We start from the raw sequence: 18,943 nt of genomic DNA on the forward strand, positions 1-18,943 counted from the left end.
CTAGCTCGCCTCCTGGGGGAGCGTCGAGGGTGTGGGGTGGTGGATGGTGTCCGGCCGCGGATCCGCCGGGCGGCTCTCCTGGTACCAGGCGACCAGGGCGGGCACGGTCGCCCGCAGGGTCCGCCAGGCGCGGACGCCGGCGGGCAGGGTGCCGGGGCGGAACAGCTCCCGCTCCGGGGTGTCGACGACCACCCGCAGGACGGCCGCGGGCAGCGCCGGGCGCAGCTCCTTCAGGGTCGCCAGCACGGCCGCGGCCTCCATGTCGACGGCCAGCGCGCCCTGCAGGTGCAGTGCGCGCCGCTCCAGGCCGCGCACCACGTGGTCGGCGGTGTGGTGCACTCCGGTGTGGACGGTCAGGCCGCGCACCTTGAGCGCCCGGGTGAGGTCCGGACCGGAGTCGATCGCGAAGAGGTGGCCTTCGGCATCGCGCACCCCGTTGGCGACGATCACGTCGCCGGGGGCCATGCCCGGCGCCACGGCGGCCCCGAAGCCGGCCACCACGACGGCGCCGTAGCCTCCGGGGGCCGAACCGAGCAGCCGTCTGACGGTGTGTGCGGCCCGCCGCCGGCCCACCCCGGTGCGGACCAGCACCGGGGGGCCGCCGACCGGGCCGCGCCAGTCCCCGCCGCGCAGGGCCCAGACCTCGGGGCCCAGCGCGCAGAGCACCAGGAGCGGGGCGGTGGTCACCGGGCCGCCCCGATCGCCGGGGTGCCGGTGGCAGGGGTGCCCTTGGCGCCGGGGGCGGTGTCCCGGCCGGTGGCGGGGCTGCCGTGCAGGTAGCGGCCGAGCGCGGTGACCGGGAAGACCAGTCGGTAGAGGTGGTAGTTGATGGAGAAGTCCCAGGGGAAGCCGGTGCCGGTGAACTGTGGTTCGTCCCAGGTGCCCTCCGGCAGCTGGGTGCGGACCAGCCAGTCGACGCCGCCCTCGACGGCCGGGTTGGCCCGGCCGTCCGGGCCCTCGCCGACCGAGAGCAGCGCCATCAGCGCCCAGGCGGTCTGCGAGGCGGTGGAGTCACCGCGCCCGGCCCAGCGGGCCGGGTCCTCGTAGGAGCGCATGTCCTCGCCCCAGCCGCCGTCGGCGTTCTGCCGGTCCTCCAGCCAGCGGACGGCGCGGCGGATCGCCGGATGCCCCTCCGGGACCCCGGCCGCGACCAGGGCGGGCAGCACCGAGCCGGTGCCGTAGATGTAGTTGGTGCCCCAGCGGCCGAACCAGGAGCCGTCGGCCTCCTGGTTGCGCAGCAGCCACTCCACGCCCCGCCTGGTCCGCGGGTCCCCGCCCTTGCCGACCTCGGCGAGCATCTCCACCACGTGGGCGGTGACGTCGGCGGACGGCGGGTCGACCACCTCGCCGAAGTCGCAGAACGGCAGCTTGTTCGGCAGGGTGCTGGTGTTGTCGACGTCGAACGCGCCCCAGGCGCCGTTCTTGGACTGCATCCCGAGGTTCCAGCCGACGCCCCGGTCGACCGCGCCGGCCACCTTGGCCGGGTCGGGGTGGGCGACCCGGCGCAGTGCGAGCACCACCTCGGCGGTGTCGTCGATGTCGGGGTAGGTGTCGTTCTCGAACTCGAAGGCCCAGCCGCCGGGGGCGAGCGAGGGGCGCTGGACGGACCAGTCGCCGCGCCGGGTGATCTCCTCGCCCAGCATCCAGTCGACGGCGGAGACCAGCGCCGGGTGGTCGGCCGGCAGACCGGCGTCGACCAGCGCGATGGTGGCCAGGCAGGTGTCCCAGACCGGGGACTGGCAGGCCTCCAGCCAGCGCCGGCCGTCCTCGGTGTGCACGGTGAAGCGGTCGAAGGCGGTCAGCCCGGCCTGCACGACCGGGTGCTCCAGCTCGTAGCCCTCCAGGTGCAGGGCGATCAGCGAGTAGACGGCGGGGGGCTGGATGCCGCCCCAGCAGCCGTCCGCCTCCTGCCGTTCGATGATCCAGCGGCAGGCCTGGGAGACGGCCAGCCGGCGCAGCGGGCGCAGCGCGCGGCGGTGGTAGGCGTGCAGCACCTTGTCGAGGCGCTCGAAGATGCCGTCCCAGGTGGTGGCCGGCGCGAGCGGGCGCTCGGGGAAGGGGTTCTCCGGGTCGGTGTGCAGCTCGGTCAGCGGGAAGGGCGCGGGGCGGACGGGGCGGTGGGACGAGACGACGGTCAGCGGCACGATGGTCTGCCGGGCCCAGCAGCCGAAGGCGTAGATGTTCAGCGGGAGCCACTTGGGCAGGAAGATGATCTCCGGCGGCATCTCGGGCAACCGCGCCCAGGGCCACCAGCCGAAGAGCGCGAGCCAGATCCGGGTGAACACCCGGGCGGCCGCGATCCCGCCGGCGGACCGTACGTAGCGCGCGGCGGCGAGCATGTGCGGGGCGCCCGGGTCGTCGCCCGCGAGCTTGAGGGCGACGTACGCCTCGACGGTGGTGGACAGCTCGGGCGGTCCGCCGTGGAAGGTGGACCAGGTGCCGTCCTCGCGCTGCTGGGAGCGGATCCACTCGGCGGTGGCCTTGGTCTGCTCCTCCGTTCGGATCCCGAGGAACTGCCGCAGCAGGAGGTCCTCGGCGTCCATGGTGACGTTGGTCTCCAGGTCACCCTTCCACCAGCCCTCCGAACTCTGCAGCGAGAGCAGGTGGGTGGTGGCGCGGGCCAGCGCCTCCTCGGCGGAGGCGGGCCCGGACTGCTGTTGGTCCCGGCCGTCTGGCCGGAGCGGTTCGGACCCTTCGGGCTGCCACCGCCCGGCACTCGGCAGGGCCGGGGGGCGGTCGCCCACCGCGACCGGCTCGGAATCGTACTCAGGGTCGAGCCGGCCGTCCGCGGTTGCTGTCAACGTAACGTCACCTCTCTCGTACCACCACGAACTCGGCGAGTGCGACGAAGTGCTCGCGCACCCCGTCGGGCATGGGCACCTCGTCCAGGGCGGCGAGGGCAGTCCTGTGCTGGCGGCGGGCCTCCTCCTGGGTCCAGGCCCGGCCGCCGGCGTCCTCGATCAGGGCGGCGCGGGCGGCGAGCTCGGGCTCGCCCTCCTCGCCGCGCCCCTTCGGGTCGGCCAGCTGGTCGGCGAGCCGGCGCGAGGCCGCGCCGCCCTCGGCGAGCGCCGCGGCGACCGGCAGGGACTTCTTGCGCTGGCGCAGGTCCCCCCAGTGCGGCTTGCCGGTGACCTCGGTGGCACCCCAGATGCCGAGCAGGTCGTCGACCGCCTGGAAGGCCAGGCCGAGGTGGTGGCCGTAGCGCTGGAGGGCGTCGGACACCCGGTCGTCGGCGCCGGTTAGCACGGCGCCGACCGCCGAGGCGGCGGCGAGCAGCGCGCCGGTCTTGCCGCCCTCCATCTCCAGGCATTCGGCGACCGTCACGGTGTCGCGCTGTTCGAAGGCGACGTCCATGGCCTGGCCGTCGATGAGGCGCCGGGTGGCGGTGGTGAGCAGACGGACGGCCCGCGCGGCGTCGACGGGGCTCGCGCCACCGGTCACGGCAGCGTCGAGCAGCACCTCCGTGCCGAGCGTCGCCAGGGCGTCGCCGACCAGGATCGCCTGGGCCGGACCGAAGACCGTCCAGGCGGTGGCCCGGTGGCGTCTGGTCTCGTCACCGTCCATCAGATCATCATGGAGCAGCGAGAAGTTGTGCACCAGTTCAACGGAGACCCCACCCGGCACACCGGCCTCCGCCGGGGCCCCCGTCACCTGGGCGGAGAGCAGCGCCAGGGCGGGCCGGACGGCCTTGCCGCCGTCCCCCGCGGACGGCGTGCCGTCCCGGTCGATCCAGCCGAAGTGGTAGGCGGCGACGGTGTCCATCGGTGCCGCCAAACGGGCGACGGTGGCCTTCAGCGGCGGGGTGCAGAGCGCGCGGCTACGGGCGAGCAGCTCCGGCACCGAGACCGGTTCGGCGTGTGCCGTGCCTCCGACGGCAGTGCCGGTGCGTGACTCCACGTACGTTCCCTCTCCCTGGTGGTGCCGGGCCGCGCTCGGCGGCCGGGCGGTTGCGCTATCGATGGGGCCGGCGGCGCGGCCACCGGATCTCGCTGGGTCGCCGGGGTCACCGGCGGCGGGGCCCGGCGTCACCTGGGCCACCTCCCGTCGCCCCGGTCCACCGGACGGCGGGTGCCGAGGCCGGCGAGGGCGGCGTCGGCGGCGGCGTGGCCGCTGCGCACGGCGCCCTCCATGGTCGCGGGCCAGCCGGTGGCGGTCCACGAGCCGGCCAGCAGCAGGCCGGGGACCTTCGTACGGGCCTGCGGGCGCAGCGCGGCCGAGCCGGGGGCCGGGTCGAAGGTGGCGGTGCGCTCGCGGGTGACGAAGAAGTCCAGCACCTCGGCGCCGCCGGCGGCCGGGAGCAGGCGGGCCAGCTCCGGCAGGTAGCGGCGGCGCAGCTCGGCGACCGGGAGTTCGATCTCGCTCTCCACGGCGGACTGGGACAGCGCCAGGTACTGGGCGCCGGGGTGGGACCGGCCGAGGTCCGTCCCGGCCAGCCCGGAGTGCCCGGTGCGGTCGAAGACCCACTGCACCGGCGAGCCGAGTGCGGCGAAGAACGGGCGGCGCAGCACCTTGCGGTCGTAGACCACGTGGACGTTGAGGATCGGCGCGGTGCCGAACTCCGTGAGCCGGTGCTGTCCGTCGACAGCGTCGGGCGGCAGCAGCGCGGCGGCGGCGTCCTGGGCGCCGGCCAGCACCACGGTGTCGGCGCCGAGCAGCTCGCCGCCCTCCAGGCGGACGGCGTGCTGCGGCGCGCCGGGCTTGAGCTCCGCCGCCCGGGCCCGCAGCCGTACCTTGACGCCGGCCCGCTCCAGCTCGGCGAGCGCGGCGTCGTGGTGGATCGCGCCGAGCGGGACGGCGGCCATCCCGATGTCGGAGGCGCCCGGGTCGGAGAGCAGTCCGGTCTTGAAGACCATCGCGGCCAGCGCCAGCGAGACCTGGTCGGCCCGGGCGTTCAGGGTGGCGACCCCGACGAGGTCCCACATGGCGGCGAGGGTCCGCTCGTTCTGGCCGTTGCGGCGCAGCCAGTCACCGAAGGAGACGGCGTCCAGCGCCGGGTCGGCGAGGTCCAGGCCCTGCAGGGCGAGGGCGCCGCGCACCACCCGGGCCCGGTCGGCCGGGCCCAGGTGCGGGTAGCGGGCCAGGCTGCCGGCCAGGTGCAGCGGGACGGGCAGGGCGGCCCGGCGCAGCCGGCCCAGGGTGCGCACGGGGGCGCCCGAGGGCCCGGAGACGCCGAGCACGGGGACGTCCAGCCGGTCCTGGAGGTGGACCAGGCGGTTCGCGCCGAGCCGCTCGATCAGGCCCCGGTAGGCGGTGCAGCAGCGCAGGTAGACGTGCTGGCCGTTGTCGACGGTCAGCTCGCCGCGCTGGAAGGAGAAGGCCAGCCCGCCCAGTCGCGGGCGGCCCTCGACCAGGGTGACCCGGTGGTCGGCCTCGGCCAGCCGCAGCGCGGCGGTGATCCCGGCCAGGCCGCCGCCGACCACGACGGCGGCCGGGCGCGCGGCATCGGCTCGCCCGGTCATCGGCCCTCCCCCTCGCATCCGGCGCCCGGCCCGCTCGGGGCCGGCGCACTCGTGGTCGGCAGGGTCGTGGTCCCCACCGACGTGGTCGACACGGCCCCACGCATCAGTGATTCCCCGCTGACACAGCGTGACAGAACTGCGGCGAGAATCAAGAACGCCCCCCGGCGAGCCCGGAAAGCGCGACATACGCCTTCTCCCAGCCCGGCAGCGAGACCCGGCCGCGCAGGACCGACTCCGGGTCGGCGGCGATCCGGCCGAGCAGCCGGTGGTAGATGCCGGCCATCGCCGCGGTGCAGGCCCGGCTGCGCCGGTCGAGCATCGGCAGCAGCCGCAGGCCCTCCTCGAAGGCGGCCTGCGCGCGGGCGGCCTCGAAGGAGACCAGTCCGGTGAAGTCCGCGCCGACCGGCGGCCTGGGCAGCGCGAAGCCCTGCTCGCAGCCGAATCGGACCAGGTCCTCGGTGGGCAGGTAGGTGCGGCCGTTCAGGGCGTCCTCGCGCAGGTCGCGCAGGATGTTGGTGAGCTGCAGCGCCAGGCCCAGGGTGTCGGCGTACTGCGCTCCGCGCTCCGGGTCCTCGCAGCCGTAGACGCCGAGTGAGAGGCGGCCGATCGCGCCCGCCACGCAGCGGCAGTAGACCTTGAGCTCCTCGTACGTCTGGTACTCGGCGCCCTTGAGGTCCATCTCGACGCCGTCGATCAGCTCGTCGAAGCCGCCGAGCGGGATCGGGAAGCGCCGGGCGGTGTCCGCCAGGGCGACCTTGATCGGGTCGGTGTCGTCCTCGGCGACCACGCCCCTGCGGATCTCGTCGAGGAGTTCGCGGGTGCGCAGCAGGGCCTCGGCCTTGCGGTCGGCGGGGAGCTCGCCGTCGCCGATGTCGTCGACCCGGCGGGCCAGGGCGTACAGGGCCGACATGGCCAGCCGCTTCGGCTCGGGCAGCAGACGGATGCCGTAGCTGAAGTTGCGGGCCTGCAGGCCGGTCACTGCCTCGCAGTACCGGTACGCCGCCATGACCTGCGCCGACGCCAGTGGTGATGCCGCCACTCGGGCGTTCACCTTCCCTTCGCGAAGATGGCCGCCGCCTTCGCTGCGAGGCGGCGCTTGTCAGGCTTCGTCTGCTGGGCGAGCACGTCGTACCCGGCGGCCTCGATGGCCGCCAGGGCCGCGTAGCCGCCTGCGGTGAATCCCGCCAGGAGCAGTCGAAGCCTCCCCCGAACCGTACCTACCAGTGGCGCACCCCGGTCGAGCAGGGTGCGGGCCCGGGCGACCTCGAAGGCGACCAGCTCGCGCACGGCGGCGCCGGCGACGGGGGCGGCGAGGTCCTCCTCGGTGACGCCGAAGCGGGCGAGGTCCTCGGCCGGGAGGTAGATCCGGCCGCAGGCCAGGTCCTCGGCGACGTCCTGGAGGTGTTCCACCACCTGGAGGGCGCTGCAGACGGCGTCGGAGAGCTCGATCCGCTCCGGGGTGGAGACGCCGGCGATGGACAGCACCAGGCGGCCGACCGGGTCGGCGGAGAGCGTGCAGTAGCCGATCAGGTCCTCGTAGCTGGCGTACCGGGTGGTGGTCTGGTCCACCCGGTTGGCCTCGATCAGTCGGCGGAACGGCTCCGGGGTCAGCCCGTGCCGGTCGACCAGCGGGACGAGGGAGCGCATCAGCGGGTGGCGGGGGGCCTCGGCGGCGGCGGGGTGCAGGGCCGACTCGAAGACGCGGTCGAGGTCCTGTTCCAGCCGGTCGAGCAGCGCGAGCCGGAACGCGACCTCCGCCGGACCGGGCGGGCCCGGCTGGGCCGAAGGGGTGGCGGCGGGCGCCGGGGGCGTCGGGGGCGCCGTCTCGACGCCGAGCAGGCGGGCGGTGCCGGCCGGGTCGGCGAGGTCGCCGTCGCCGGAGTCGTCCACCAGCCGGGCGAAGCCGTAGACCGCCATCAGGTCGCCGCGCCAGGCGGCGGGCAGGAAGAACGGGGCGACCGGGAAGTTCTCCGCGTCCGCCTTGTGCAGCGTCCCATCCGCCGAACGGTCTGCTGACTCACTACTGGGCTGGGCCGAAGCCGACACTGCTGTCACTCCCCCGTTCTACACCGCTCCGAGCCGCCGACCCCACTCGGACACGCGTCCGATTCGGCCGCCCCGCCCGGCACACCACTCCCCCGCATACAGCCTGACACCACCGGGCTCGCCCGAGAAGGGCGCCCCGCCCGGCGCACGGGGCGCTCACCCGCACAGCCGACGGCCGACCGGGCACCCCCGCTCGCCGGGGGGCGCACGCCCGCCCGGCCGCGGCAGCCCGGGCAGGACACTTTGCAAACAGTTGGAAACTTTGCAAAGTGCCCCGAGGGGGTGCCACGGGGGCGTGACGGTGCCCCCGGGCACTTTGCAAAGTGCTGGACGCACGACGAGGGGCCGGTGCCGGGCGGATTCCCCCGGCGCCGGCCCCTCGGTACGGGCCTGTTCGCGCTACGGGCGCTCGCCGCGCTCGTAGCGGCTCACGACCTCCTCGGTCGGGCCGTCCATCACCAGCTCGCCGGCCTCGATCCAGATGGTCCGCTCGCAGACCTCGCGGATCGAGCTGTTGTCGTGGCTGACCAGGAAGACCGTACCGGCGGACCCGCGCAGCTCGTCGATCCGCTTCTTGCTGCGCTGCTGGAACGCCTGGTCGCCGGTGGCCAGCGCCTCGTCGATCAGCAGCACGTCGTGGGTCTTCGCGGCCGCGATGGAGAACCGCAGGCGGGCGCCCATCCCGGAGGAGTAGGTGCGCATCGGCAGGGAGATGAAGTCGCCCTTGTCGTTGATGCCCGAGAACTCGACGATCTCCTGGTAGCGCTCGCGTACCTGGGCCGGGGTCATCCCCATCGCCAGGCAGCCGAGGACGACGTTGCGCTCGCCGGTGAGCTCGTTCATCAGCGCCGCGTTGACGCCCAGCAGCGAGGGCTGGCCGTTGGTGTAGATGCCGCCCTTCTCGGTCGGCAGCAGGCCCGCGATGGCGGCCAGCATGGTCGACTTGCCGGAGCCGTTGGAGCCGATCAGACCGATCGCCTCGCCCTTGTACGCGGTGAAGCTGATCCCGCGCACCGCGTGCACCTCGCGGACGCCCGCGGAGCGCTTGCGGCTGAGGATGCGGCTGACGGCGGAGGTGGCGCTGCCCTTCCCGGAGCCGGCGCCGTGCACCCGGTAGACGATGTGCACGTCGTCGACGACGACGGTGGGCTCGCGGGCGACGTCGGCGTCCTGCACGGTCAGGCCCTTTCGCAGGTCGGTGTCAGCCACGGCCGTACTCCTCCTCGGCCTTCCAGAAGAAGACGTATCCGATGACGAACATCCCGACCGCCCAGGCGATGCCGTACGTCCACTGGTGCGGCGGGAACTCCTGGTGCTGGGGGACGTGCTTGTTGTAGATGACCGGCGCGAAGGCGTGCCGGACCAGGTCCATGTAGACCGAGGCCGGGTTGAACTGCATCACCTTCTGCCAAAACTCCGGCCAGGTGCTGATCTTGTCCTGGATGCTGAACATCACGCCGGAGAGGAACATCCAGGCGCGCATCGCGAACGGGATCAGCTGGGAGATGTCGCTGGTCTTGGCACCGACCCGCGCCATCACCAGGGCCACACCGGTGTTGAACAGCGACTGCAGGAGCAGCGCCGGGACCACCGCGAGCCAGGTCCGGCCCGGCTCGATACCGCTGGCCAGCACGACACCGACCAGCACGACCATCGAGATCAGCAGCTGCTGGAGCTGGATCACCGTGAAGGCGATCGGCAGCGAGGCCCGGGGGAAGTGCAGCGCGCGGATCAGCCCGAGGTTGTCGGAGATCGCCCGGGTGCCGGACTGCACCGCGTTCTGGGTGAACTGGAAGACGAAGACACCGATGCACAGCCACGCGGTGTAGGTGCCGTCCGGGAAGCCGTCCTTGCTCTTCAGGATCACACCGAAGACCAGGTAGAACACCGCGCAGTTCAGCAGCGGGGTCACGACCTGCCAGAGCTGGCCGAGCTTGGCGTCGGTGTACTGGGCCACCAGGCGGGCGGTGGCGAAAGCCCAGATGAAGTGCCGGCGGGCCCACAGCTGCTTGGAGTAGGAGACGAGGCCCGGTCGTCTGCCGCTGACCGCCAGACCGTACTTGTCCGCAAGCTGCTTGGGGGTCAGGCCCGCGTCCGCCCCCCTCGGGGCTGAGAGGCTGACGGGTTCACTCACTGTCGACACATTCGTCCTTCGCGCGGGATCGGGTCGGGGCGGCCGGTCGGCGGGGGTCCGCCGGCCTTGCGCCGAGGGGGATCCACTCGGATCACGGGGGAGTCCGGCCGGTGTGTGGTCACCGGCCGCTGCGATCGGACGACCGTACGACGTTTGAACCGCGCGGTTCAAATCACCGCATAGCCGCCCGACCATACGGTCAGATGACCGGCGGTCGGCCCAGCCTGGTCAGTCGCCAAACGGTACGCCATCGCATGGGCCGCCGCGTACCGCAGGGTTCGCGCCAGCCCGCCCGGAACCCGCCCCACCAGGCCTTCAGCGCCTCCGGGGAGGGGCGGCGGGCCAGGGTCAGCAGAAACCAGGTTCCCAGATAGAGAGGCACCAACAGGGCCGGAAGGTTCCGCCTTGCGAGCCAAACCCTGTTCCGGGCCACGTTGTGGAAGTACGAGGCGTGCCGCGCGGGGGACGTGGTCGGGTGGTGCAGCACCACGTCCGCCCGGTAGTCGATGGCCCAGCCGGCATCCAGCGCGCGCCAGGCGAGGTCGGTCTCCTCGTGCGCGTAGAAGAACTCGGCGGGCAGCTGGCCGGCCTGCTCGAACACCGTGCAGCGCACGGCGCTGGCGCCGCCCAGGAAGGTGGTCACCCGGGAGGAGCGCAGCGGGTCGCTGGCGCGCAGCCGGGGGACGTGCCGGCGCTGGGTGACGCCGGTGTCGGGGTCGGCGATCCGGAAGCTGACGATGCCCAGCTCCGGGTCGGCGGCGAAGGCCTCGCGCAGCAGCCGGGCCGAGTCGGTGCCCGGCAGCCGGCCGTCGTCGTCCAGGAAGAGGACGGCGTCGACGTCCCGGCCGTCCTTGCCGAACAGCTCGATGCCGACGTTGCGCCCGCCGGGGATGCCGAGGTTCTCCGGCAGCTCGACGCCGCGCACGTCCGCCGGGAGCGGCGGCAGCGGGGCGCCGTTGCCGACCACGGCCAGTTCGACGGCCGGGCCCTCCTGGGCGCGGACGGACTCGATCAGGGCGTTCAGCTCGGCCGGGCGGTTGCCCATGGTGATGATGACCGCGCCGAGCCGGAAGGCGGCGGCCTCGGTCCGGGGGTGCTGCGTCACGGCGCTCACCGGAGCCTGCTGGACAGGACGATGCTCAGCAGGTGCAGCACGGTCTGCAGCATGGCGATCGCGGCCAGTACGACCACCGCGACGCGGGTGAAGAACAGTCCGCCGTGGACGGCGTCGGCGATGCCGGCGGCGAGGATGAAGAGCGAGGCCTCGACGGCGCCCACCAGGCGGTGGAACTTGAACAGGGAGGCCGCCCGGCGGGCCTTGGCCACTCCGGCCGAGCGCGGCACCGAGGCGCTGTCCTCGACCGCCGTCAGCCCGCTGCGGGCGCGGGCCACGTCGACCAGGTCCGTCTCGGACTTGATCAGGATGGCGCCGAGCGCGGCGAGGGTGCCGAGGAAGGCCCACTCCCAGTGCGAGGCGTCGCCGGCCTTGTGGAACAGGTCGCAGCCGCGCAGGCCGAGGCCGGTGAGCAGGGCCGCCTCGGACATGTAGTGGCCGACCCGGTCCAGGTAGACGCCGGTCAGCGAGGTCTGCCGGCGCCAGCGGGCGACCTCGCCGTCCACGCAGTCGAGCAGCAGGTAGACCTGGATGAGCAGGGCGCCGAGGACGGCGCCGGTGATGCCGGGGACGACCAGGGCGGCACCGGCCAGGATGCCGGTGAACATCATCAGGTAGGTCAGGCCGTTGGGCGTGATCGCCGTGACGGTGGAGAGCACGCGCGTGATCCGCAGCGAGATCTTCCGCATGTACAGGCGGCCCGCCCAGTGCTCGGCGCTTCGGCGCTGGAGCATGCCCTCCGGGTGGATGACCGAGCGGAGCTCCTCGATGGAGGGCCGGCGGGTCAGGTCCACGGGGGGCGGGGTGGCGGTCTGGGTGCCCGTGGTGGAGGGGTCAGCTGTTGACGGCTTGGACATAGTCGGCGTACGCGTCCCTGATTGCTGATGGGGAGAGGTCGAGGTGCTCAAGGATGGTGAAGCGGCCCGGGCGGGTGTTCGGAGCGTAGTGCACCGCCTCGGTGAACTCCGCCTCGGTGAAGCCGATCTGAGCCGCGGTCACCGGCAGCCCGTGGCGCGCCAGGCGCTCCACGATCAGACCGGTCAGCTCGCGCTCGCCCCGCAGGAAGCTGGCGAAGGCGGCCCCGAGGCCGACCTGTTCTCCGTGCTGGGCGGACCGCTTGGGATACAGCACGTCCAGGGCATGCGAGATCTCGTGGCAGGCGCCCGACGAGGGCCGGGTGCTGCCCGCGATGTTCATCGCGATGCCGGACAGTACCAGGGCTTCCGCGAGGGCCGTGAGGAGGTCCTGATCCTGAAGGTTTCCTGGGTGTCGCAGCAGGTTCTCGCCCGCCGAGCGGGCCATCGCGACGGCCAGTCCGTCCACCGGCTCGCCGGTCTCGGCGTGGGAGAGCTCCCAGTCCGCGCAGGCCGAGATGTTGGAGACGACGTCGCCGATGCCGGCCGCGACGAAGCGGGGCGGGGCCTGGCGGATGACGTCGAGGTCGACGACGATCCCGATCGGGCCGGGCACGCCGTAGGAGCCCCGTCCGGCGTCGTTGTCCAGGGTGGAGACCGGGGAGCAGATGCCGTCGTGGGCGAGGTTGGTGGCGACCGCGACCAGCGGCAGGCCGACCCGGGCGGCGGCGTACTTGGCGGCGTCGATGATCTTGCCGCCGCCGAGGCCCACGATGGCGTCGTAATGGCCGCCGCGCATCTCGTCGGCCAGTCGCACCGCGCTGTCCAGGCTGCCGTCCTGGACGTTGTACCAGTCGGCGCCGGGCAGGGCCGGCTCCAGGCGCTCGCGCAGCACGGTGCCCGAGCCGTTGCTGATCGCCACCGCGATCCGGCCGGAGGCGGACAGCCGCTGGTCGGCGAGGATGCCGGCCAGCGCGTCCAGCGCCCCGGCGCGGATCTCGACGAAGACCGGCGACGGAACCAGCCGGGTCAGTACTGGCACGCGATCTCCCGCGCCTTCGCCAGGTCGTCGTGGTTGTCGACCTCGACCCAGGAGACCTCGCCGATCGGCTGCACGGCGATCCGCAGGCCGCGGTCGACCATCTCCTGGTAGCCGTCCTCGTAGTAGAGCTGCGGGTCGCGCTCGTAGGTGGCGCGCAGGGCGTCGGTGAGGTCGGCGGCCGCGGAGGGGTTGATCACGGTGAGGCCGATGTACTCGCCGGTGGCCTCGGCCGGGTCCATCAGCTTGGTGATCCGCCGCATGCCGGTGGCCGGGTCGACGACGACCTTCATCTCCTCGTCGGCGAGCTTCTTCACCGTGTCGAGGGCGAGCAGGATGCCGGGGGTCTCGCCCGCCTCGACGAGGCGGCGGTTGCCCTCCAGCATGGTGGTCTGGACGGAGGCGGGGTGGACGGTGTCGCCGTTGGCCAGCAGCAGGCCCTCGGTGAAGAGCTCGCGGGCGCACCAGAGGGAGTAGGCGTTGTTCCACTCCTCGGCCTTGTCGTTCTCGACGAGGGTGAGCTTGACGCCGTACTTCTGCTCCAGGGCCGCCTTGCGGTCGTACACGGCCTCCTTGCGGTAGCCGACCACGATCGCCGCGTCGCGCAGGCCGACCTCGGCGAAGTTGCCGAGCGTGAGGTCCAGGATGGTCCGCTCCCCGTCGACCGGCACCAGCGCCTTGGGAAGGGTGTCGGTGTACGGGCGCAGCCGGCGGCCGGCGCCGGCTGCCAGAACGAGGCCGATCATGCGGTGTCTCCTGATCCGTCGTGCTGTGCGCTGGTGTGCCCGGCGTCCACGGGGTCGAGCCCTTCGGGTGGCGCGCCGGTCCCGCCGCAGATGCGGGCACCGTGTCGTATGTGATGGTAGGCGACCGTGGCGACCAGCCGGAACGCGGCCGGGGGCTGTGCGCGGGGTCCGGGGGCCGGGGGGCCGCGCGGCGGGGCGAAGCGGTGGGCGGGCGGCGCGCGTGGTGCGGATCGGCGTGATCGCTGTGGAGGAGGGGTGGCGCCGCGGTGTTCGTTCGGCCGGCCTCGGGCGCTTTCCGGCCCCTGATCGAACGGACTACGAACGCGTACCGAACTCTCCTGCTATTCCGATGGCCGGAATCGGCCGTGAAGCGCCATGATCCGCCCCGTTGTGCGTCGGACCCGTACGCACCGCCACCCATACGGCAGACTGGAGCCCGACGCCACCGGTGCTCCGATCGCCCCCGAAAGAGGCCTCATGCCCCAGAGTCCGCCGACCAACCCGACGCACTTCAGCGCGGAGATCGACACCGGTCTCGACGTGGAGACCGACCTCCCGGCCGCTGCGGCCGCCGCCGACTCCGCCGTCGGCTCGGGTCCGGGCTCCGTCTCCACCGAGATCCTGCTGGAGCTGGTCGACGACGAGGGTGCGACCATCGGCACCGCCGAGAAGCACTGGGCCCACCAGCAGCCCGGCCGGCTGCACCGGGCGTTCTCGGTGTTCCTCTTCGACCGGCAGGGCCGGCTGCTGCTCCAGCGCCGCGCGCTCGGCAAGTACCACTCCCCCGGTGTCTGGTCGAACACCTGCTGCGGCCACCCGTACCCGGACGAGCGCCCCTTCGTGGCGGCCGCCCGGCGCACCGCCGAGGAGCTGGGCGTCGCTCCGGCGCTGCTCTGTGAGGCCGGGACGGTGCGCTACGACCTCCCCGACGAGGCCTCCGGCCTGATCGAGCGGGAGTGGAACCACCTGTTCGTCGGCCTGGTCACCGCCCCGGTGGTGCCCGATCCGGACGAGGTCGACGACTACGCCTTCGTCAGCGCGCAGGAGCTGCGCGAGCTGCAGGCGGAGCGGCCGTTCTCGGTCTGGTTCCAGACCGTCTTCGAGGCGGCCCTGCCGGGGATCCGCGAGATCGCCGGCCACGACTGGTAGGGCGGGCCCGCGGGCGCTTGGGCGGTGTCCCGTCGTCCTAGGCGTCCGTGTCCGGGGGGACGGGCAGCGAGGCCCAGATCACCTTGCCGCCCTCCCCGGTCCGCTCCACGTCGCAGACCCCGCCGGCCTGCAGGGTCACGCTCTTCACCAGCAGCAGTCCGCGTCCGCCGGTCCGTCCGGTGTCGCTCTCCAGCGCCTTGGGCCGGTACGGGTCGCCGTCCTCGACCGAGACCCGTACCCAGCCGCGCTGCACCAACAGCTCCGTGGTCACCTCGGGGGACAGCTCCGCCGCGTGGGTCACCGCGTTGCTGACCAGCTCCGAGACGATCAGCAGCAGGTCGTCCACCAGCTCCTGGTAGCGCACCCCGGCCATCCCCTGGGCCAGCAGCCGGTCCCGCACCGCGTGCCTGGTCCGCGGCACCGAGGCCTCCACGGCCGGCACCCGGAACCGCCACACCCCCTCGGCCGGTCCGGCCGCCCCCCGTCTCGGCTCGGCCTTCGCCGCCCCGCTGATCTGCTCCACGTCCAGCCGCCCTTCGTCCGCGACCCCGGGAATCAGGCGTTCCGCTCATGGCGCCCTTGGTCCACAGAGGCTAGGAGAGCGGCCCCCGGCGCCGCGGCAGCGTCGACAACTTGCCCGTGTCGGACCACTCCTGTCGGATCCTGACCGCCCCCCGCGCCCAACCCGACCGCTTCCTTCCTCTTCCTTCCCTCCGCGGCCCCGTCGGGCCCGGATCCCCCCGGCGGCCGGGCAGCGCTCCCACCGCCTCCCGGCCGCCAAGAAACGCAGGTGAGAAGCACTCCAGAACCCTGGTAATGTTCTCTCTGTCGCCAAGGGGGCGCCGAGAGAAACCCCCGAAGCACACACCCTGTCCGGGTGGCGGAATGGCAGACGCGCTAGCTTGAGGTGCTAGTGCCCTTTATCGGGCGTGGGGGTTCAAGTCCCCCCTCGGACACCAAAGGAATTCCCCGTGAGGCTCTTGGAGCCCACGGGGAATTTTTGTTTTCCCTGCCCTCGGGTGTCCGATATCCGGACACGAGACAGCAACGATCGGTGTCATCTGAGCTCGATCTGAGGCTTTCGCCCGTTTCTTCCTCATAGGGTGTTTTCCGTTTGCCCGGAATTCACCCAGATGGAGGACTGATAGTTGAGCGCGTCTGAGTCGACGACGGCATCCCACCAGAACTACCGCCGCTCGCTCGGAACCATCAGCCTCACCGCTGTCGGTCTGGGCTCGATCATCGGGTCGGGCTGGCTCTTCGGGGCCGAGCGGGCCGCCCGGCTGGCCGGGCCGGCGTCGATCGTCGCGTGGGTGATCGGCGCCGTGGTGGCGCTGACCATCGCCCTGACCTACAGCGAGCTGGGGTCGATGTTCCCCAAGGCCGGCGGGATGGTGCGGTACGGGCAGTACTCCCACGGGTCGCTGGCGGGGTACCTGGCCGCCTGGGCGAACTGGATCGCCATCGTCTCGGTGATCCCGGGCGAGGCCACCGCCTCGGTGCAGTACATGAGCTCCTGGCACTTCGGGTGGGCGCGGGGACTGTTCGACGGCGAGGAGCTGACGATCACGGGAGTGGCGCTGGCCAGCGTGCTGCTGGTCGGGTACTTCCTGCTGAACTGGTTCGCGATCACGCTGTTCGCGAAGACCAACACCGCGATCACCGTGTTCAAGGTGGTCGTGCCCGCGCTGACCGCCGGCAGTCTGCTGCTGGCGCACTTCGACACCGCCCACTTCCAGGACCACGGCGGCTTCGCCCCGAACGGCTGGAGCGCGGTGTTCACGGCGGTGGCCGTCTCCGGCATCGTCTGGGCGTTCAACGGGTTCCAGTCCCCGCTCAACCTGGCCGGGGAGGCCCGCAACCCCGGCAAGTCGCTGCCCAAGGCCGTGATCGGGTCGATCCTGATCGCCCTGGTGATCTACGTCGCGCTGCAGGTCGCGTTCCTCGGCGCGGTGCCGACGGCCGACCTGGCCAACGGGTGGAGCGGCCTCGGCTACACCTCGCCGCTGGCCGACCTGTCCATCGCCTGGGGCCTCAACTGGCTCGCCCTGCTGCTCTACGCGGACGCCTTCGTCTCCCCCAGCGGCACCGGCATGATCTACGCCGCCACCACCTCGCGCATGATCCACGGGGTGCAGGAGAACGGGCACCTGCCGGCGCTCTTCGGCCGGGTGGACCGCAGGACCGGCATCCCGCGGCCGGCCCTGCTGCTCAACCTGCTGATCGCCTTCCTGTTCCTGGCGGTCTTCCGCGGCTGGGGCTCGCTCGCCGAGATCGTCTCGGTCGCGACCGTCATCTCCTACATCACCGGCCCGGTCGCCGTGATGGCGCTGCGCCGGCTCGCGCCGGACCTGCCGCGCCCGGTGAAGCTGCGGGCGATGCCGGTGATCGCCCCGATCGCGATGGTGTTCGGCTCGCTGGTGCTGTACTGGGCGCGCTGGCCGCTGACCGGCAAGGTCATCCTGCTGATGGCCGCCGGTCTGCCGATCTGGGCCTGGTACGAGCTGCGAAAGCCGTGGGCGGAGCTCAGGCCGCACCTGCTGGCCGGCGTCTGGGTGATCGCCTACCTGTTCGTCATGGCCGGCGTGTCCTGGGCCGGCGGCACGGAGTTCGGCGGGCGCGGCTACCTGGCGCCGGGCTGGGACCTGCTGACCGTCGCCGTCATCGCGTTGGCGTTCTACCGGTGGGGGGTGCGCAGCGCCTGGCAGAACCCCTCGTTGGCGCAGGTGCGCCAGGAGCTCACCGCCCCGGCGGAGGGTGCGGGCGCGGCGGGCGACGGCGCGCAGCGGCCGGCCGGCGAGCCGGAGGCCGCGCGGGTCTGATCCGGCCCGGGTGCGGGGTATTCACGCATGCGCCGACCGGGCGGGCCCGGTCGGCGCATGCGGCGTATCCGGCCGGGTTCAGCCCCGGCGGGCGCGGCGGATCGCGGAGGTGACCACCGGCGGCAGCAGGTCCCCGGCGACGCGCTTGGCGACGTTGGTGGGGCGGCGGCGCTCGGCGGCCCGGGCGCGGCGCTCCGCGAGGTCCTCGGCGGCCTGCTCCTGGGCCCGCTCGACCTCGCGGCGGGCCTCGACGGCCTCGCGGCGGGCGGCCTCGGCGCTCAGCCGGTCGTAGTGGCGGGAGGCGCGGAACGGCTCGATGCCCTCCGAGGTGCCGGTGATCCGCAGGACGCGCCGCCCGTTCAGGGTCTCCACGCTGAGCTGACAGCCCTCGGCCAGGTCGACCCCGTGCAGCAGGTCCAGCTGGGCCTGGTCCGGGTCCCCCCAGGTGCCGTAGAACTTGCACTCGGTCAGCACGATCGGCTTGAGGCCGTGGTTGAAGACCGCCTCCCAGGTCGCGGCGGCGACCCCGGGCGTGTGCGCGGAGCGGTAGTCGTCCAGGACCACCACGCCCTGCGGGTCCAGCGCCACCCGGGCGACCTGGAGGTCGCCCACCACGTGCTCGTACAGGTGCGAGGCGTCGATGTGGATGAAGCGGAACGAGCCGGCCGCCACCCGGCCGCCGGCCAGGGTCGAGGTCGGCGCCTGGATGATCTCCGGCAGCCGCTCGTGGAAGGAGAGGTAGTTGGACTCGAACGCGGACCGGGTGAGCGTCTTGCGGTAGGACATGTCCATCTCGGCGGCGTTCTCGTCGTCCGGCGCGTCCGAGTCGAACAGGTCGCAGACCGTGAAGGTCTCGCCGTCCTGCAGGTGCTCGCCGATCACGATGGCGCTGCGGCCCAGGTAGGCGCCCATCTCCAGCAGGTCGCCGGTGACCCCGGCCTTCTCCTGCCGGCTCAGGAACCATTCGAAGAGATGGCGGTCGTGGTCCCAGAACCAACCGGGTACATCGTCCAGCACGGCGGGCTCGACAAGCCGTGGCTGCTCACCGGTCAACGCGGTGTCGGTCACTGGGATGCTCCTTACGCGGTACGGAGGACCTGCGGGAACGGTCTCGGACTCTCTTCGACGACTCTTTCCGGCGGCGGGGACACCCCGTCTGCGGTCCGGGTGGCATGCCGTTCTGAGGGAGTCCACGCCACTTCAACCCAACGGCAACAGTAGTCCCACGCGCCCGAGTTCGCTGCAATCTACAGCTCTGCGATCGGCTGTGAGGCGGTTTTCGGCGAGAGAGTTTCGTAGACCGTCACTTCACGACCGGACGGTGAACACGGCAACGCGAACGCAGTTCTCCATCCTGCCGCCTCGCGCCCGGTTTGTCACCATCCGCCGGAATGATCTCCGCCGCTCGCGGGGCCCGGTGGCGCACAACGCACAACGGGGGTGGGGGGCGGCCGGCCCCCCCCCCCCCCCCCCCCCCCCGGGGGGGGGCCGCCCCCCCCCCCGGGCGCCCCCCCCCCCCCCAACGCCCCCCCTTGACCGCGATACTAAAGGCCCCCGGCCGGTCGAGGGCCCACACTTTC

Annotated in this window: 16 protein-coding genes, 1 tRNA gene and 1 pseudogene; 3 read left to right on the forward strand and 15 right to left on the reverse strand. The window is 72.8% G+C overall.

What is annotated here, in order from left to right; translation table 11 throughout:
• The 13 genes and pseudogenes from ACIGZJ_RS03940 to ACIGZJ_RS04000 all read right to left on the reverse strand — a co-directional run.
• Positions 1–687 carry a 1-hydroxy-2-methyl-2-butenyl 4-diphosphate reductase gene (locus ACIGZJ_RS03940; protein WP_396455795.1) on the reverse strand — a complete coding sequence of 229 codons (687 nt, stop codon included), beginning with the start codon at positions 685–687 and terminating at the stop codon, positions 1–3.
• On the reverse strand, positions 684–2,801 hold the full coding sequence (gene shc / locus ACIGZJ_RS03945) for a squalene--hopene cyclase (protein WP_396455796.1): 2,118 nt from the start codon (positions 2,799–2,801) through the stop codon (positions 684–686). The genes ACIGZJ_RS03940 and shc overlap by 4 nt, the downstream gene beginning before the upstream one ends.
• Before the next feature lie 7 nt (positions 2,802–2,808).
• Positions 2,809–3,897 (reverse strand): polyprenyl synthetase family protein, encoded by a 1,089-nt coding sequence (locus tag ACIGZJ_RS03950; RefSeq protein WP_396455797.1) that lies wholly within the window; start codon positions 3,895–3,897, stop codon positions 2,809–2,811.
• A gap of 128 nt (positions 3,898–4,025) precedes the next feature.
• The gene (gene hpnE / locus ACIGZJ_RS03955) at positions 4,026–5,459 is read right to left on the reverse strand and encodes a hydroxysqualene dehydroxylase HpnE (RefSeq protein ID WP_396455798.1); all 1,434 of its coding nucleotides are present in this window, start codon (positions 5,457–5,459) and stop codon (positions 4,026–4,028) included.
• Positions 5,460–5,607: 148 nt separating this feature from the next.
• Complete coding sequence (gene hpnD / locus ACIGZJ_RS03960; protein ID WP_396456222.1) at positions 5,608–6,465, reverse strand: presqualene diphosphate synthase HpnD; 858 nt, start codon at positions 6,463–6,465, stop codon at positions 5,608–5,610.
• 41 nt (positions 6,466–6,506) lie between these two features.
• Positions 6,507–7,505, reverse strand: coding sequence for a squalene synthase HpnC (gene hpnC, locus ACIGZJ_RS03965; RefSeq protein ID WP_396456223.1), 999 nt, complete (start codon positions 7,503–7,505; stop codon positions 6,507–6,509).
• A gap of 399 nt (positions 7,506–7,904) precedes the next feature.
• The gene (locus ACIGZJ_RS03970) at positions 7,905–8,714 is read right to left on the reverse strand and encodes an ABC transporter ATP-binding protein (RefSeq protein WP_396455799.1); all 810 of its coding nucleotides are present in this window, start codon (positions 8,712–8,714) and stop codon (positions 7,905–7,907) included.
• The gene (locus ACIGZJ_RS03975; RefSeq protein WP_396455800.1) at positions 8,707–9,648 is read right to left on the reverse strand and encodes an ABC transporter permease; all 942 of its coding nucleotides are present in this window, start codon (positions 9,646–9,648) and stop codon (positions 8,707–8,709) included. Before ACIGZJ_RS03975 ends, ACIGZJ_RS03970 begins: the two co-directional genes overlap by 8 nt.
• Positions 9,649–9,838: 190 nt before the next feature.
• The gene (locus ACIGZJ_RS03980) at positions 9,839–10,684 is read right to left on the reverse strand and encodes a glycosyltransferase family 2 protein (RefSeq protein ID WP_392932216.1); all 846 of its coding nucleotides are present in this window, start codon (positions 10,682–10,684) and stop codon (positions 9,839–9,841) included.
• A 65-nt stretch (positions 10,685–10,749) separates the two neighbouring features.
• A complete protein-coding gene (locus ACIGZJ_RS03985; protein WP_392932218.1) occupies positions 10,750–11,487 on the reverse strand; it encodes a CDP-alcohol phosphatidyltransferase family protein in 738 nt (245 codons plus the stop codon).
• 100 nt (positions 11,488–11,587) lie between these two features.
• Positions 11,588–12,649, reverse strand: a complete 1,062-nt coding sequence (locus tag ACIGZJ_RS03990; protein WP_392931147.1) for an iron-containing alcohol dehydrogenase family protein — start codon at positions 12,647–12,649, stop codon at positions 11,588–11,590.
• Positions 12,637–13,392, reverse strand: a complete 756-nt coding sequence (locus ACIGZJ_RS03995) for a sugar phosphate nucleotidyltransferase (protein WP_396455801.1) — start codon at positions 13,390–13,392, stop codon at positions 12,637–12,639. The genes ACIGZJ_RS03990 and ACIGZJ_RS03995 overlap by 13 nt, the downstream gene beginning before the upstream one ends.
• Positions 13,389–13,532 (reverse strand): annotated as a pseudogene (locus ACIGZJ_RS04000) (hypothetical protein); the annotation flags it as partial. The gene ACIGZJ_RS03995 and the pseudogene ACIGZJ_RS04000, both read right to left, overlap by 4 nt.
• Before the next feature lie 337 nt (positions 13,533–13,869).
• On the opposite strand from ACIGZJ_RS04000, the gene idi reads away from it, so the two are divergent.
• Positions 13,870–14,541, forward strand: a complete 672-nt coding sequence (gene idi, locus ACIGZJ_RS04005) for an isopentenyl-diphosphate Delta-isomerase (RefSeq protein WP_396455802.1) — start codon at positions 13,870–13,872, stop codon at positions 14,539–14,541.
• Positions 14,542–14,578: 37 nt separating this feature from the next.
• Here the strand turns inward: idi and ACIGZJ_RS04010 are convergent, their stop codons facing one another.
• Positions 14,579–15,064 (reverse strand): ATP-binding protein, encoded by a 486-nt coding sequence (locus tag ACIGZJ_RS04010; RefSeq protein ID WP_396455803.1) that lies wholly within the window; start codon positions 15,062–15,064, stop codon positions 14,579–14,581.
• Between the two features lie 348 nt (positions 15,065–15,412).
• On the opposite strand from ACIGZJ_RS04010, the gene ACIGZJ_RS04015 reads away from it, so the two are divergent.
• Both ACIGZJ_RS04015 and ACIGZJ_RS04020 read left to right on the forward strand, forming a co-directional pair.
• Positions 15,413–15,500: transfer RNA gene (locus tag ACIGZJ_RS04015), tRNA-Leu, on the forward strand.
• A gap of 189 nt (positions 15,501–15,689) precedes the next feature.
• Entirely contained in the window at positions 15,690–17,363 is a 1,674-nt protein-coding gene (locus ACIGZJ_RS04020) for an APC family permease (RefSeq protein ID WP_396455804.1), read from the forward strand.
• 78 nt (positions 17,364–17,441) lie between these two features.
• Here ACIGZJ_RS04020 and ACIGZJ_RS04025 read toward each other — a convergent pair whose 3' ends face one another.
• A complete protein-coding gene (locus ACIGZJ_RS04025) occupies positions 17,442–18,431 on the reverse strand; it encodes a class I SAM-dependent methyltransferase (protein ID WP_396455805.1) in 990 nt (329 codons plus the stop codon).
• Between the last annotated feature and the right edge of the window lie 512 nt (positions 18,432–18,943).

Origin of the sequence: Kitasatospora sp. NPDC052868 (assembly GCF_044547105.1) — a bacterium.
GTDB lineage: Bacteria > Actinomycetota > Actinomycetes > Streptomycetales > Streptomycetaceae > Kitasatospora.